The following is a 14,958-nucleotide window of genomic DNA, read 5'->3' as shown; positions in this document are numbered from 1 at the left end:
AAATTATCCCACCTTACAGAGATGGGGTCAGTCCCCCACTGCTGTAAAGCAGTGGGGGACTGACCCCAAGTTTTACTCCTCGAGTTTTTGGTCTAGTTTGCGTAGATATTTGGCTGCGAAATCTTTTCCTCCGATTCCGAAGGCTAGTCCAAAGGCGAGGGCCAGTCCACCAAGGACAAGGATGAAGGCAGCATTGACAATGCTATGTGCGACACCGAGTTGATCTAGTGCCATAAAGATGGTAATCGCAAACACAGCGTATTTCGCTACCGCCGCTAGTGTGCGAGAGTAGGTTTGTTTCAGCACATTCTGTAAGATTCGTTCCACCAAGTGCCCCACATATAAACCAATCCCCAGGATGACAAGGGCCGCAAACAGCATTGGTAAATATGCAATGACGCCGGTCGCGAGTGTCACTAAGAAGTTTAGATGGACAATTTGCAAGGCTTCCACCGTGAATAACAGAACCACTACGACTTTTGCCAGCAACCCAACCAACTGTGACAGAGTTGTTTTCGAAGCATCCGGAGTTAATGAGCCGACGCCCATTCTATGAAATAGACTATCAAACCTTACGCGCCACAGCATTTGGGTGACGATTTTCTCCACCATTTTTCCAAGCCAAATTCCTGCTAAAATCAACAACACGGCCACAGCGATGTTTGGAATCATCGACAGTACCGCACGAAGCATGCTGATTGCTGGTTCCGAAACGCCCTTCAAATCTAATTTTTCTAAAGCCGTAATAATCGTTGGAAGTAAGATTAAGATAAACGCGATATTTCCAATTATATTTGCAAGGCTCGCTCGTCCATCTACGGATTGATCGAAGCCTAAACGCTGACTTACTTTTTCCAGCCCTACGTTCGTTAATAGGTTCGTTAACACATCACGAACGATTTTGGCAATCAACCAGCCAATGAAGACAATCAATGCGGCTGCAAATAATTTCGGAATAAACGCGAGTAACACAGATAAGGTTTGTGCAAAAGGCTTTGAGATGCCTTCCATATGCAGTGCGCCTAATACTCCTGGTAAAAATAAGAGAAGTACTAAGTAGAAAATCACCTTCGAGATGCTGTTCACTTTATTCATCGCATCAATTTCACCTTTTGCCAGCTTCCGTTTCACTAAATGATTTTCTAAATGGAATCGGGCAGCTGCTTTTGTGAAAAGATTGGACAGCAAGAACGCGACCACCCAGGCAAACAGTAAGATAAGTGCTGCTTTTAATAGATTAGGAATTGCCGCCGTAATGGTCGAAAGCATTTGAACGAATGGTGTGGCAATAAAGCTTAAGCTCAACATATTGAAGAAGATCGTCCAAACTACTACTAATAAAAGATAGTAAACTATTTTTCCGATTATCGTTTCTGATGAGTATTTTCGCTTACCAAACTTTGAGAATAGCTTATCGTCAAAGCTGGTCTTTCTTAAGGCCGCTTCTACGCCTCGGCCAATCCACTTGGCGATCAGCCAACCCACTAATAGCACGAGTAATGCCATGATTAGATTGGGAATGTCCTGAAAGTATGAGGACCAGCCCATCATCATTTCATTTGCGTTCATATAACCTCTCTCCTTTTCGTATCAAACTCGAATCTTGTTCTGCTCTCTGTATTACCCCGTCTCTCTTCATTCAAACCAACAATCTAGCAAACTAACTTTTTGTAAAAATGCATTTAATGAAGGGAAAATTTTTTCAAAAAAGAAAGGTTTTGAATTTGTTTTCGCCGGGAATATAGTCACCAACACAACGAAACACACAAATTACAAGGAGGAGACTTATATGATTACCAATAGGCGAAGAAAATTATTAGCGGGTGGTTTAGCGGTTTTGTTCACATTTGGCGGCTTAGCCGGCTGTGGCGACGGCGTCGATCAAGATAATGGCATCAGTGATGGCGAGCAAAAGGACGCCATCGATAAAGATACTAAGAAGGAAGCCGATACCTCCTTCAAGGATGCAAAGGATAATTTAAAAGAAGCCAAAGAGGACATTGAGAAAGAATTGAAGGAAGACGGTGTTGGCGATGGTGTCGACCAGGATAATGGTATCAGCGATGGTGAAAAGAAGGACGAGCCTGACAACCTGTAACCTAAAAGGCTATTAGCTGTAAAAAAACATGTTTAATACCATACCAATATTGGTATTTAAAATACTAACTAAAAACAAGGAGGACGATACAATGAATAAGGATCAAGTAAAAGGAAATTTGGAACAGGCCAAAGGCGAGGCAAAAGAACAGTGGGGCAAATTAACCGACGATCGCTCAACCGAAGTAGACGGCAAAATGGATAAGGTCAAAGGAAAAGTACAAGAAGGCTACGGCGATGTGAAGGAAAAGATGGAAGATTAAAACGAAAAAATGAATAGTGGCAACCATAAAAAAAGAAGAGGTTCCCCAACCTCTTCTTTTTGATATATAACCCCTTTATTTGAGCAGGCTGCCTTCCCCAAGGCAGCCTGCCGGTCAATCTATTTCCCCCAAAAACCAAAAACCTTACATATTGTTCAAGAAGTCGAGTGCCAGGTTTGGCGCTACTCCGAACAAGACGGAGCCGACAACCGCAACCAGCAGGACAACCACAATTCCAAATGGCACACGTAGCTTGCTTTCGTCCTTAGCCGGACGGAAGAACATCTGCGTCATGACGCCAAAATAGTAGAAATAAGAAACAACCGTTGTCGCAATCATGATCGATGCTAGGACATAATGCGGAGTGCCGAAAAACGCCCCGACAAAGATGTTTAATTTTCCAATAAAACCTGCTGTACCCGGAAAGCCTGCTAAGGAAACGAGTAAAATTCCCATTAACACCGCAAGAACCGGCGAACGGCGGTAAAGGCCAGCAAAATCAGCAATCTTTGTTGAGCCTGATTTTTCCGTCACCACTTGAATGATTGCAAAGGCACCAAGGTTCATCAACATGTAAGCAAGCAAGTAGAACCAGATCGAGAATACTAAGTTCGCACTCATAGTTGTTATAGCCACTAGCACATACCCTGCATGGGCGATACTGGAATATGCGAACATTCTCTTAATATCCGACTGCTTCAAAGCTACCACGTTACCGACAACCATTGTTACCGCTGCGATCACTGCTAAGTAGTCATGCATCTTGAACAGAATGGTTTCACCACCGGCTCCACCCTCTGGTGCTGCATTGTAAAACACAGCAATAAGGATACGAATGACGATGACAAAGCCTGCTGTTTTAGAAACTACGCTTAAGAAAGCAGTAACAGGTGTTGGCGCTCCTTGGTACACGTCAGGTGCCCACATATGGAACGGAGCTGCCGCGAGCTTAAAGGATAAACCAACAAAAATCATTAAGAAAGCAAGACCAAGTAAGTAGGTCTGTTGCGCATCACCAATCCCTGCAAGAGTTTGCGCGATCTTGAAAAGGTTCGTGGTACCGGTTAACCCGTACACATAACTCATTCCGAATAACGTAATCGCTGTAGAAATTCCGCCGTTGATGACGTATTTCATCGCAGATTCGTTGGATTCAACATGGTGTTTGCGAATACCCGCTAAAATATAAGAAGAAACCGTTAATAATTCTAATCCGATGAAAAGAGTGATTAAATCACCGCTGGAAGTCATAATCATCGCACCGAGCAACGCTGCTAAGAACAGGTAGTAAAACTCACCGTGACTGTCTTCCACTCCATCCTTTTTCTCATAGCTGACAGCTAAAAATAGCACCAGCCCTGATCCGACAAGAAGCAATAGTTTAAAGGCCTTGCCAAAGCCATCCAGTGTAAAGCTGTCTTCTAAAATTGAAGTGACATCTGTGTTCAACAAGCCGGCAACAGACACGATTGCTGCGAAAACCCCAAGAATCGCGATCCAGCCAAGCACACGTCTGTCTTGTTTTTTCGGCATAAATAAATCGAGCAATGTTAATAGTGCTGACACACCAAGGATGATGAACTCCGGTGTCATGACACTCCATTCAAATGATTTCAATGAGTCAAAATCCATCCTTCATCACCCTCCTAACCCTAGCATGATTGTTTCAAGTGTAGTTTGCAGCGGAGAGCTTAGAACACTTGGATACACACCAATTAATACGATTAATAATGTAAGTACAAGGACTGGAATAAATTCCACGCCTTTTAAATCAACCACACCAGTAAATTCACGGTGTGACTTGCCGTACGTCATACCTAGAACCGCACGCAGTAAGTAGGCTGCCGTCATGATAATACCAATGGTACCAACTGCTGCAATCCACGGCATTTCTTTGAAAAGACCTAAGAACGCCATAAATTCGCTGACAAACCCAGACATACCCGGCAGTCCGAGTGATGCCATCGCACCGGCAAGCAAGAAGCCTGCGGCAATCGGCATCCCCTTCGCCATTCCGCCCAGATTTTCCATTAATGATGTATCCGTACGTTCGTACAAGACACCCACTAAGAAGAACAAGAGCGCGGAAATCAATCCGTGTGAAATCACTTGGAAAATCGCTCCCTGAACCCCTGCCTCATTCATCGCAGCAAGGCCAATTAACACGATTCCCATGTGGGAAATGGATGAATACGCCAAAACCATTTTAAAGTCTGTTTGAATGAACGCTAGAAACGCCCCGTAGAGTAGATTGATCACTCCAAGTACAGCAATGATGGTCGCAAGCGTCTCAAACTGCTTCGGAAAAATACCCATTCCAAAACGGATTAATCCGTACGCACCAATCTTTAACAGAATACCAGAGTGAATCATAACGACTGATGGCGGTGCCTGAACGTGTACCTTCAGCATCCAGCTGTGCAATGGGAAAATCGGTAATTTTACACCAAACGCTACTAAAAGCGCAATCAGTAAGCCAAGCTTCAAATCACCCGTTACCGGTGTATTTGGATCGGCCATCATTTGTGTTAATAATTCAATATTCGATGTTCCTGTTTTTGCAAACAGTATCATAATCACGATCAACAGGACTGCTGATCCTAAACCGTTATAAATCAAGAAGCTGTAAGCTGCTTTTTCTTTTTCAAAATAACCCCATTTTCCGATTAAGAAGAAGGTCGGAATCAGTGTTACTTCGAAGAAGATGAAGAACAGGATTAAGTTTTCAGCGGTAAACACGCCAAGCATGCCCACTTCTAAAAGAAGGAATAGCATGAAATAACCTTTCCATTCTTTTTTTATAAAAATGGAAGCAATGGATGCGAGTGTCGCAACAACCGCTGTTAAGACAACCAATAGAAGCTGGAAGCCGCTTAATCCAAGCTCGTAGTAAACCGAGAAAATCGGCTCGGAAATCCCGTTCATGCCGCGGAATTGAATCCATGGAACCGATACGGAAAAGTCCGCTAAATCCTTGCCCCATTGATAATGGAGATAGGCCGCTAATGCCAGGATTAGCGCCGGCAGTGTCGCTAAAAAGCCGACTAGTTTAATTGATTTTTCCTGCGTTTTAGGCATGAATGCCAAAACCGCGATACCTAGTAAAGGGGAGAATACTAGGACGGAAAGGACTGCATGTAAATTCATCGTAGGTACCCCCCTGTTAATGCAAAGATGACGGCTAATACTGCGAGACCGATGAAGGCCACTGCGCCATAGGTTTGAACCTGTCCGGTCTGCATCTTCGAACCTGTTTGACCAAGTCCTTGGACGATTCCGACTACGCCCTTCACGAGCCCTTCTACAAGGAAAACATCGATGAAGCGTAGGAAGTAGCTGATTGCTTTTGTAGCGGCTACGACAGTCAATTGATAGAACTCGTCAACGTAATATTTGTTGAAAAGAATCGTGTGCAGCGTGTCACCTGTACCGCTCAACCAGTTGCGGGCTAGTGAACGCTTGTAGTACATCATATAAGCAAGGAAAATTCCTGCTAAAGAAACGAGTGTTGCTGCAATCATAATCCAGACTGGACCTTCGACATGGCCGTGATGTGCAAGTGCTTCATTGCCATCCACTAACCAATCGCCAAGGAACGTACCGAACCATGGAGTGTTGACATAACCAGCGACCACTGCCAAGACACCGAGAAGAATCATCGGGAATGTCATGTTGGACGGTGATTCGTGTACATGTTTTTGATCGCCACGTGCTTCACCAGTGAATACTAGGAAGAATAAGCGGAACATGTAGAATGCAGTCATAAAGGCTGCGATTAATGCTAGCAAGAAAAGGACTGGATGCCCGCCTTCCCATGCAGCGACTAAGATTTCATCCTTGGAGAAGAATCCGGAAAATAACGGCACACCGCTGATCGCAAGTGTTCCGATTAAGAAAAGCGGTCCGGTCAGCTTCAGCTTTTTCCAAAGCCCGCCCATTTCTTCAATGTTTTGTGTGTGAACCGCGTGAATGACAGAACCTGCTGCAAGGAATAGTAACGCCTTGAAGAATGCGTGAGTCATTAAGTGGAACACACCCGCCACATAGCCGGCAGACCCTAGGGCAAGCATCATGTACCCAAGCTGTGAAACCGTTGAGTACGCTAATACACGCTTAATGTCCGTTTGCACCAGACCGATGCTCGCTGCAAAGATTGCTGTAAATGCACCAATTACCGCGATGGTAAGTAGTGCTGTTTGGCTTGCTAAGAACAGTGGGAATAGTGCTGCCACTAAGTATACCCCTGCGGCAACCATGGTCGCTGCGTGGATGAGGGCCGATACAGGTGTCGGACCTTCCATCGCATCTGGAAGCCAAGTGTGAAGCGGGAACTGACCTGATTTACCGACTGCTCCGATGAAAATAAGGATCGCAGTTAACGTAATCATTGTCGGTGAAATCTTCCCAGCTTCAACAGCGGCAAAAATATCACTATATTCAAAGCTTTTTGTTTCCCAGAATAGAAGAGACATCCCGATGAAGAGGCCCACATCCCCGATACGGGTCATGATGAACGCCTTTTTCGCAGCGGCCTTCGCTTCTTCTTTGTAAAAATAAAAACCGATTAATAGGAACGAACCGACACCGACAAGCTCCCAGAAAATATAGGTTTGCAACAGGTTTGGTGAAAGAACCAGCCCAAGCATTGCAAAGGTAAATAATCCTAAGTAGGCATAGAATACTGGAAACCGCTCGTCTCCATGCATGTACCCTTTGGAGTAGGTATGTACTAAGAAACTTACGAGCGATACGATAAACAGCATTAATGCATTTAATTGATTCACTTCAAAGCCCGCTGTTAGATGCAGATCTCCTATCGTGAGCCAGTCAAATTTCGTGACGTAAGTTGGCTCTGAAAAGCGCTCAAATAACACAAGGATTGAATAGACAAGCGACGCCAGCGTGAGCAAAATCCCCACATAACTGCTTGCCTCCTTCAACCGCTTACCGAATAGAAGAAGGATCAAAAACGATAATAGCGGGAAAAGCGGTATGAGCCATGCATTCTCCATCATTATCACTATCCCCTTTATAGAACATGGTGCCTGACACCCTCCGTGGACAAATCCCTACTTTGTCATTCTAGGATGGACATCCTTCGCTCAACGAAAGCTGTCCTCCCGAGGCGGACAAATGGGGCGGAGTGTCTTTTTGTGGTGCCTGACACCCAAAGTGCTCTATCTAGTTTTTCATTGTGTCCATTTCGTCGATGTTGACGGTTTTCTTGCTGCGGTAGAGTGCGATAAGAATCGCTAGTCCGACCGCTGCTTCGGCTGCTGCCACGCTGATTGCGAACAGGGCAAAGATTTGGCCTGTAATCGATGGCGCCAAACCGTATTTGCTGAAAGTGACCAAGTTAATATTCACAGCATTCAGCATCAATTCGATTGAGATCAGGACGATTACTGTATTTCTTTTCGTTAACGCACCGTATAAGCCGATGCAAAACAGAATAAGTGCTAGTGCCAAGAAGGCTGAAGCGGGAACTGAACTCATTCCTTATCCGCCCCCTTTTTCTCATTTTTCGCCAAGATAATGGAGCCGACAAGGGCTACTAATAGTAGAACCGATGTTAACTCAAATGGAATGACATATTTTGAGTAAAGTGCCTTACCAATTTGTAACGTGTTATTTTCGTGCAGCGTGGATGGTGTCTGTTCGATGTTGAAATCGTAGATGCCGATATACACTGCAAAGGCAAAACCTACAATTCCTAAGAACAAGAGTAACTTTCTCCATCTGCCTGCTTTAGGTTCACTTTCGTCATCATGCCTCGTTAACATAATGCCAAACAGCATGATGATGGTGATCGCACCAGAATAAATTAAGATTTGTACGGCAGCTACAAATTCTGCAGATAGCAGAACGTAAATACCGGCGATTGCGACGAAAGTGAAAATCAGGGCAACAACCATATGAACCACTTTCGTTAGGTTCAACAGAAGCACGCCGCCGATGATCGCAACAAGTGCGAGTCCCATAAATGCGAGGAATTCGCCTGAGAAGGTCATGCTTTATTCTCCTTCCGTATGTTTTCGTCGTTTTCATCTAACCATTCAAGGTTCTTAAATAACATATCGCGGCTGTATTCAGCGAGCTCAAAGTTATTGGTCATGATGATGGCTTCAGTTGGGCAAACCTCCGTACATAGGTCACAAAGGATGCAAATCTCAAAGTTGATGTCGTATGTGTCGATGATTTTCCCTTTTTTCGTTGGATCCGGATGCTTTTTACCTGTCAGGTCAATACAATCGGTCGGACAGATATTCATACATTGATTACACACGATACATTTTTCCGGATAAAATTTCTGAATACCACGGAAGCGATCTGGCAGTGGAATCGGCTTATTCGGATAATCGTAAGTAACCTTTTCTCTGGTTAATTGTTTTAGGGTATATTTCAAGCCTTTTGCTAATCCAAGCACGTTTTTCACCCCTTTTACCTTTTAAGAATTGTTAGTGGTGGTATTGGTGTCAGGCACCTTTCCTGATTTAGAAAAATAATGATTTGATTAAAGCCGTTAGGAATATGTTGCCTAGTGCTATTGGCAAAAGTACTTTCCAGCCAAATTCCATTAGTTTATCGACGCGGAAACGTGGGAACGTGCTTCGCAGCCAAATGTAAACAAAGACAACCACACTGAATTTAAGTGAAAACCAAACCGCTCCAGGAATAAAGCTTAGGAAGCTGATCGGCGCTAACCATCCGCCTAAAAAGATAACCGTAATCAAAGCAGACATCGCGAACAAATACACATATTCGGCGAGCATAAAGAATGCCCAGCGGAATCCGGAATATTCAACATGGTAACCGGCAACTAGTTCGTTTTCCGATTCAGGCAAGTCAAATGGTGTCCGATTTAATTCCGCAATCGATGCAATGAAAAAGACAATAAATCCAATTGGCTGCAAGAGGATGAACCATCCGTTCTTCTGTGCTGCCACAATCTCATTTAGATTCAAGCTTCCTGATAGAAGAATAACGCCTAAGACAGACATAACAAGCGGAATCTCATAGGAAATCATCTGGGCTGAAGCACGCATACCTCCTAAGAGTGCATACTTGTTATTCGATGCCCAGCCGCCTAGCAGCATACCAAAGGTAGTCAATCCAGAAACGGCAATATAATAAAGTAATCCCACACCGATATCGGCAAACTGAAATTTGTCAGTGAACGGCATCGTTGCTAGGACCATAAAGGATGGTGCAAAAGCAATGACCGGTGCAATAATAAATAATGGCTTGTCGGCTGCCTTCGGAATAATATCCTCTTTTAATAAAAGCTTGAGGACGTCAGCGACCGTTTGTAAGAGTCCCCACTTACCGCCGACTTGGTTTGGACCATGACGGAGCTGCATGTAACCCATTACTTTCCGTTCTGCTAAAATTCCGTAAGTAACGAAGCCTAATACGATTAAAAGTAAGACAGCACCGAGTAAAAAGAAAATCCCAAAGTTAGCCCAACTAGGACTTGACTGTAGCAATTCTTCTATCATTAGCCGTCAACCTCCCCAAGGACAATATCCACTGCCCCTAAAATAGCAATCATGTTTGCAATGTTTTCGCCCTTTAACAGTTTTGGGAGAATTTGCAGGTTATAGAAGGATGGTCTTCTAAACTTTAAGCGGTACGGTTCTTTTTTACCGTCGCTCGCAATATAACAGCCAATTTCACCACGTGGTGATTCAATTCGTACAAAAGCTTCACCCTTAGGCGCCTTAATAATCTTCGGCACTTTGGCAAGAATTGCTCCCTCAGCAGGAAATTGCTCCACTGCTTGCTCGAGGATTTTCAAGGATTCTGCGATTTCAGCAAGGCGTAGATGGTACCTAGCTAAGCAATCACCGTCCTCCGATGTTGGAACATCAAAGTCAAAACGGTCATAAACCGAATATGGTTCATCCTTCCGAAGATCCCATTTCACACCGGTACTACGAAGATTAGGTCCGCTAAGTGAATATTGGATGGCTTCTTCTTTTGTATACTTTCCAACGCCTTTTACACGGTCTAAAAAGATTTCATTTCCGCTGACAAGATCGTGGAAACCAGCAAGCTGACCGCGCATATATGGCACAAAGTCTCTTACTTTTTCAATCCAGCCTTCTGGAGCATCCCACTTCACTCCGCCGACACGCATATAGTTAAATGTCAGGCGAGCACCCGTAAGTTCGTTTAGCATATTAATAATCATTTCGCGGTCACGGAATGCATAGATGAACGGACTTGTAGCTCCAAGGTCAAGAATATATGTACCCCATGCAACAAGGTGACTCGCAATCCGGTTTAATTCCATCGCAATGACACGAAGGAAATCCGCACGTTCTGGAACTTCAATCCCCATCATCGTCTCAACGGCATGACAAAGGACATAATTGTTTGTCATGGATGACAAGTAGTCCAATCGGTCTGTGTATGGAATAATCTGTGTATATTGCAGGTTCTCAGCAATTTTTTCAGTCCCACGGTGTAAATATCCGATTACAGGTGTCGCTTCAACAATGATTTCTCCATCAATTTTTACAACAAGACGGAAAACGCCGTGAGTACTTGGATGCTGAGGTCCTACGTTTAGTATCATTTCTTCTGTTCTGATCATTGGTTACACCTCCACATCGTAAGGCTCATAATCTTTTCGCAGTGGATAGCCAACCCAATCTTCGCCGAGTAAGATACGACGTAAATCCGGATGTCCTGTAAACTTAATTCCTAATAAATCATAGGCTTCACATTCAGGCCATTCTGCGCCTGCCCAAAGCGGCTGCAAGGACTCGATGATTGGTTCATCACGGTCAATCTTCACTTTTAACGCGACGGATTGACGGTTTTTGTATGAGAATAAGTGAACATAAATCTCCATATGTGTTTCGAAGTCTGATCCATGAAGCTCTGATAAATAATCAAACCCTAACAGCTCATTATATTTTAAAAATTGAGCCAGTTTAAAATATGTTTCACGTTTCGCTACAAGTGTTGGAACATCCTTTGAAAGTTTATTAATATAAGAATCTTCTAAAACATCAGATCCCATATTTTCTTCAATGACTTTCAAATATTTATCTAAAAATGGCTGATTGACTGAGGGTTTAGCTTCCGCTGCTGGTGCAGCTGTTTCAGCTTTTCCGCCTGCTGCTGCTGCTGCCTTCGCTTTGGCTGCGGCTACCGCTTTCGCTTTTGCTTTGGCTGCTGCAATCGCCTTTGCCTTTTCATCATCGCCGCCTGCTGCCGCGTCCGCGTCGGCCATTCCGGCTGCTTTCGCCTTTGCTGCTGCCGCTGCCTTCGCTTTGGCTGCTGCTACTGCTTTTGCTTTTGCCGCTGCTGCCGCTTTCGCTTTCGCATCATCACCAGATGGTACGTCATCTCCAGCTGCTTCAGGTGTGTCACCTAGCTCCATGGCTTTCCTCTTTGCTGCCGCAGCCGCCTTCGCCTTCGCTACTGCAGCTGCTTTTTTCTTCGCGAGGTCATCCGTATCAGAACTAGCCGCTGGGGCTTCATTCGCACCTGTACCGGCTGTTTCCTCCGCTGGGGCTGATTCTGATGGTGCCGAAGCTCCTGCGAGCTCCATCGCTTTTCTTTTTGCCGCTGCTGCCGCCTTCGCCTTCGCTACCGCTGCCGCTTTTTTCTTGGCAAGGTCATCCGCGTCATTCACTGGCGCTGTTGCCGGTGCTTCAGTCGGTGTCACCGTTTTTTCAACTGGCGTTTCGCTTGCCGCTGATGCAGGTGCTTCGTCTTTAGCCGGCTCCGCAGGTTTTGATGGAGCTTCCACTGCAGCCTTTGCCGCCCGTTTTGCAGCCGCCGCAGCCTTTGCCTTCGCTACCGCCTCTTTCTTTAACTGTTCAAGATCCTTTTCCCCACTCATCGGTTAGATCACCTTCTTCCCAGTCTTCGCTTCATAGCGAATCTTTTCCTTTAATTTATTGATTCCATAAATTAAAGCAGCTGGGTTTGGTGGGCATCCAGGTATGTATACATCAACAGGAACGATTTGATCGACCCCTTTAACAACTGAATACGACTTTACATACGGCCCGCCAGCTGTTGCACAAGAACCCATCGCAATAACCCACTTTGGCTCAGGCATTTGATCATACAATCGGCGTAAAATTGGCGCCATTTTCTTCGTCACTGTCCCAGACACGATCATACAATCCGATTGCCTTGGAGACGTACGGAAAAACGAACCAGAACGGTCTAAGTCATAATTCGCTCCGCCTACACCCATCATTTCAATCGCACAACAAGCCAGACCAAATGTCACCGGGTAGATCGAATTACTTCGAGCCCAGGCCTTAATTTGCTCTAGCGTAGTCATAAATACACTTCTTTGTAAATCTTCCATTTCCTTAGGTGAAATGCCATCTAGTTTTAAATCCATTGTAGCACCTTCTTCTTCCAAGCATACACTAGGCCAATTAACAGCATAATCACGAAAATTAACATCTCGATTAACGCAAAAACACCTAGCTTATCATAGGCCACAGCCCATGGATATAAAAACACCGTTTCCACATCAAAAACAACAAACATAAGGGCAAAAATATAATAGCGGACATTGAACTGTACACGGGAATCGTGAAATGGCTCAACACCGCTCTCATATGTGGTTAACTTCGCATCGCTAGGTTTATGAGGACGCAAAAGCTTACCTAAATATAATGCCACCACCGGCAGCAACACCCCAAGACACAGAAACGCAAAAACTATCAGATAATTATTCTGATATACATTAAGAAGTTCCATGTCTATCCCCTCCAATGTTGTAAATTTTCATACTAATGAATATTGTAACCGAATTCATTATAGCATTGTTACAAACCCATGTCGACAAGCCATTATACTTAAAATTGGAATTCTCCCGCAGCGAAAATTTATCAGTTTAAGACACTTGAGAGCTCGCTCTCAAAAGGGGCTTAAACTGATAAATTTTCGCAAGCTTCAGCGATAGCTGAAGCGCAATGTGCGGGTAGCACATGCGGGAGAATTTCAATTTTTACGGTACACTAGGTTGTCGACATGGGTACCCTCCTGAGCGTTTGCGTGATCTCGCTGAGTTGGCTCCCTTGAATGGACATCAGAGATGACGCATGAGCGAACAGCAAGCAAGTACTGATTAGAAGACCCATGGGGTTAGCGCACGTGATCTGGAGCGTTAGCGGAAGATGACGTGCATGGTGGAAGGCTCGGAAGAGCCACATGCTGTTCCCAGCAAAAGGTTCACAATAACCGCAACAACACTACTAAAACTCGATAACACCCCCAATTTAACAACAAAATTTGAACATTGTATGTGAGATTTGTCATTAAAACTTCACTAAATCGGCGTTTTTCTCCCTATCTATATAAAAATTCGTCTCACAATATGTAAAAACAATAAATTTACATTTTTATCACAATTCCAATCTTGTTTTCGCCCTACCATCATATGCAAAAATGTACAAATCATGCAGTGTTTCCCCTACCAAGAGTAACTTCACATAAAAAGGCTGGTCGCAAAGCTGGCCGTAACTAACTCTCTACATAAACGTTTTTCTTCTTTTCTCAAACAAAAGTATAAGTAAAACCTCTCTACTTCTATTTACTCTAGCTTTCCCTCGTCAAAAGTAGATGTAGAACCTCTCTACTTCTACTTTCTCTAGCTTTCCCTCGTCAAAAGTAGATATAGAACCTCTCTACTTCTACTTTCTCTAGCTTTCCCTCGTCAAAAGTAGATGTAGAACCTCTCTACTTCTACTTTCTCTAGCTTTCCCGTGTCAAAAGTAGGTCTAGAATCTCTCTACTTCTACTTTCTCTAGCTTTCCCTCAACAAAAGTAGATGTAGAAGCTCCCTACTTCAAAATCGCCACTCTACTTCCCAAAACCACTAAAACTATCACTAAAAATACAGTCGCAAGACCGCCAAACTAACTTCCCACCCACTTATACAAGCAAATCTAGTGATTTTTCCGCTATCCAATTCTTTAAGCAACCATTTTTATAAAAATCCCAGATAGATTCACCAGCAAAAACTACTTATCGACCGCTTCCACCATCATATCGTCCACTTCCACCTCTTTATCAACGCCAAGACCCTCAACCCAACAAATCAAATCCACCAAGACAAAACACCAAATCCCAAAACGCAAAAACCCCTCCAGCGGATCCAAAATAATCCGCCAAAGGGGTTTGATAAATATAAATTATTATTACTTTCTACCTTCCGATACGGCGAGGCGATTGATGGCACGTTGCAGGGCAAGCTCCGCACGTCTGAAGTCAATATGCTCAGCATGCTGATCGTGCATACGCTGTTCTGCACGTTCCTTCGCCCTTATTGCACGTTCAACATCAATATCGGATGCTTTTTCAGCCGTTTGCGCCAAAATGGTTACTTGATCAGGACGGACCTCTAAAAATCCACCACTTACCGCAACCAGTTCCGTTTTTCCATCCTTCTTGAGGCGAACAACCCCAATTGCAAGAGGAGCAACCAACGGAATGTGACCAGGTAAGATACCTAGCTCACCACTTTGAGCCTTTGTACTAACCATTTCCACATCTGATTCATACACCGGGCCATCGGGAGTAACAACATTGACTTTAATCGTCTTCATTTTTTACC

Annotated in this window: 15 protein-coding genes; 2 read left to right on the top strand and 13 right to left on the bottom strand. The window is 44.2% G+C overall.

The window, feature by feature from the left end; all coding sequences use genetic code 11:
* Positions 1-72: 72 nt before the first annotated feature.
* Complete coding sequence (locus tag QFZ87_RS03280; RefSeq protein WP_309857682.1) at positions 73-1,569, bottom strand: mechanosensitive ion channel; 1,497 nt, start codon at positions 1,567-1,569, stop codon at positions 73-75.
* Positions 1,570-1,789: 220 nt separating this feature from the next.
* On the opposite strand from QFZ87_RS03280, the gene QFZ87_RS03275 reads away from it, so the two are divergent.
* Both QFZ87_RS03275 and QFZ87_RS03270 read left to right on the top strand, forming a co-directional pair.
* Positions 1,790-2,098 carry a hypothetical protein gene (locus tag QFZ87_RS03275; protein ID WP_309857679.1) on the top strand — a complete coding sequence of 103 codons (309 nt, stop codon included), beginning with the start codon at positions 1,790-1,792 and terminating at the stop codon, positions 2,096-2,098.
* Between the two features lie 91 nt (positions 2,099-2,189).
* Positions 2,190-2,360: a CsbD family protein gene (locus QFZ87_RS03270; protein ID WP_309857677.1), complete on the top strand. Its 171-nt coding sequence runs from the start codon at positions 2,190-2,192 to the stop codon at positions 2,358-2,360.
* A gap of 144 nt (positions 2,361-2,504) precedes the next feature.
* On the opposite strand, the gene nuoN is transcribed toward QFZ87_RS03270, so the two are convergent.
* From nuoN to QFZ87_RS03210, 12 genes are all read right to left on the bottom strand, one after another.
* Positions 2,505-3,992 carry an NADH-quinone oxidoreductase subunit NuoN gene (gene nuoN / locus QFZ87_RS03265; protein ID WP_309857674.1) on the bottom strand — a complete coding sequence of 496 codons (1,488 nt, stop codon included), beginning with the start codon at positions 3,990-3,992 and terminating at the stop codon, positions 2,505-2,507.
* Positions 3,993-3,998: 6 nt separating this feature from the next.
* Positions 3,999-5,507, bottom strand: a complete 1,509-nt coding sequence (locus QFZ87_RS03260) for an NADH-quinone oxidoreductase subunit M (RefSeq protein WP_309857671.1) — start codon at positions 5,505-5,507, stop codon at positions 3,999-4,001.
* Complete coding sequence (gene nuoL, locus QFZ87_RS03255; RefSeq protein WP_308081849.1) at positions 5,504-7,375, bottom strand: NADH-quinone oxidoreductase subunit L; 1,872 nt, start codon at positions 7,373-7,375, stop codon at positions 5,504-5,506. The genes QFZ87_RS03260 and nuoL overlap by 4 nt, the downstream gene beginning before the upstream one ends.
* 166 nt (positions 7,376-7,541) lie before the next feature.
* Complete coding sequence (nuoK, locus tag QFZ87_RS03250; RefSeq protein WP_308081848.1) at positions 7,542-7,856, bottom strand: NADH-quinone oxidoreductase subunit NuoK; 315 nt, start codon at positions 7,854-7,856, stop codon at positions 7,542-7,544.
* Positions 7,853-8,371, bottom strand: a complete 519-nt coding sequence (locus tag QFZ87_RS03245; RefSeq protein WP_309857666.1) for an NADH-quinone oxidoreductase subunit J — start codon at positions 8,369-8,371, stop codon at positions 7,853-7,855. Before QFZ87_RS03245 ends, nuoK begins: the two co-directional genes overlap by 4 nt.
* Positions 8,368-8,787 carry an NADH-quinone oxidoreductase subunit NuoI gene (gene nuoI / locus QFZ87_RS03240; RefSeq protein ID WP_308081846.1) on the bottom strand — a complete coding sequence of 140 codons (420 nt, stop codon included), beginning with the start codon at positions 8,785-8,787 and terminating at the stop codon, positions 8,368-8,370. The genes QFZ87_RS03245 and nuoI overlap by 4 nt, the downstream gene beginning before the upstream one ends.
* 67 nt (positions 8,788-8,854) lie before the next feature.
* Complete coding sequence (gene nuoH / locus QFZ87_RS03235; protein WP_309857662.1) at positions 8,855-9,859, bottom strand: NADH-quinone oxidoreductase subunit NuoH; 1,005 nt, start codon at positions 9,857-9,859, stop codon at positions 8,855-8,857.
* On the bottom strand, positions 9,859-10,959 hold the full coding sequence (locus QFZ87_RS03230; protein WP_309857660.1) for an NADH-quinone oxidoreductase subunit D: 1,101 nt from the start codon (positions 10,957-10,959) through the stop codon (positions 9,859-9,861). The genes nuoH and QFZ87_RS03230 overlap by 1 nt, the downstream gene beginning before the upstream one ends.
* A 3-nt stretch (positions 10,960-10,962) precedes the next feature.
* A complete protein-coding gene (locus QFZ87_RS03225) occupies positions 10,963-12,219 on the bottom strand; it encodes an NADH-quinone oxidoreductase subunit C (protein ID WP_309857657.1) in 1,257 nt (418 codons plus the stop codon).
* A 3-nt stretch (positions 12,220-12,222) separates the two neighbouring features.
* Positions 12,223-12,735, bottom strand: coding sequence for a NuoB/complex I 20 kDa subunit family protein (locus QFZ87_RS03220; protein WP_308081841.1), 513 nt, complete (start codon positions 12,733-12,735; stop codon positions 12,223-12,225).
* Positions 12,726-13,100 carry an NADH-quinone oxidoreductase subunit A gene (locus QFZ87_RS03215; protein WP_308081840.1) on the bottom strand — a complete coding sequence of 125 codons (375 nt, stop codon included), beginning with the start codon at positions 13,098-13,100 and terminating at the stop codon, positions 12,726-12,728. The genes QFZ87_RS03220 and QFZ87_RS03215 overlap by 10 nt, the downstream gene beginning before the upstream one ends.
* 1,442 nt (positions 13,101-14,542) lie before the next feature.
* A complete protein-coding gene (locus QFZ87_RS03210; RefSeq protein ID WP_308081828.1) occupies positions 14,543-14,950 on the bottom strand; it encodes a F0F1 ATP synthase subunit epsilon in 408 nt (135 codons plus the stop codon).
* Positions 14,951-14,958 lie beyond the last annotated feature (8 nt).

This window comes from Bacillus sp. SLBN-46 (genome assembly GCF_031453555.1).
Taxonomy (GTDB): Bacteria; Bacillota; Bacilli; order Bacillales; family Cytobacillaceae; genus Neobacillus.
This window is presented reverse-complemented; position numbering and strand designations above follow the sequence as displayed.

Bases quoted from the DNA above. Each gene is read 5' to 3' on its own strand.
- QFZ87_RS03280 (WP_309857682.1), bottom strand. From the start codon at position 1,569: ATGAACGCAAATGAAATGATGATGGGCTGGTCCTCATACTTTCAGGAC.
- QFZ87_RS03275 (WP_309857679.1), top strand. From the start codon at position 1,790: ATGATTACCAATAGGCGAAGAAAATTATTAGCGGGTGGTTTAGCGGTT.
- QFZ87_RS03270 (WP_309857677.1), top strand. From the start codon at position 2,190: ATGAATAAGGATCAAGTAAAAGGAAATTTGGAACAGGCCAAAGGCGAG.
- nuoN (WP_309857674.1), bottom strand. From the start codon at position 3,992: ATGGATTTTGACTCATTGAAATCATTTGAATGGAGTGTCATGACACCG.
- QFZ87_RS03260 (WP_309857671.1), bottom strand. From the start codon at position 5,507: ATGAATTTACATGCAGTCCTTTCCGTCCTAGTATTCTCCCCTTTACTA.
- nuoL (WP_308081849.1), bottom strand. From the start codon at position 7,375: ATGATGGAGAATGCATGGCTCATACCGCTTTTCCCGCTATTATCGTTT.
- nuoK (WP_308081848.1), bottom strand. From the start codon at position 7,856: ATGAGTTCAGTTCCCGCTTCAGCCTTCTTGGCACTAGCACTTATTCTG.
- QFZ87_RS03245 (WP_309857666.1), bottom strand. From the start codon at position 8,371: ATGACCTTCTCAGGCGAATTCCTCGCATTTATGGGACTCGCACTTGTT.
- nuoH (WP_309857662.1), bottom strand. From the start codon at position 9,859: ATGATAGAAGAATTGCTACAGTCAAGTCCTAGTTGGGCTAACTTTGGG.
- QFZ87_RS03230 (WP_309857660.1), bottom strand. From the start codon at position 10,959: ATGATCAGAACAGAAGAAATGATACTAAACGTAGGACCTCAGCATCCA.
- QFZ87_RS03225 (WP_309857657.1), bottom strand. From the start codon at position 12,219: ATGAGTGGGGAAAAGGATCTTGAACAGTTAAAGAAAGAGGCGGTAGCG.
- QFZ87_RS03220 (WP_308081841.1), bottom strand. From the start codon at position 12,735: ATGGATTTAAAACTAGATGGCATTTCACCTAAGGAAATGGAAGATTTA.
- QFZ87_RS03215 (WP_308081840.1), bottom strand. From the start codon at position 13,100: ATGGAACTTCTTAATGTATATCAGAATAATTATCTGATAGTTTTTGCG.
- QFZ87_RS03210 (WP_308081828.1), bottom strand. From the start codon at position 14,950: ATGAAGACGATTAAAGTCAATGTTGTTACTCCCGATGGCCCGGTGTAT.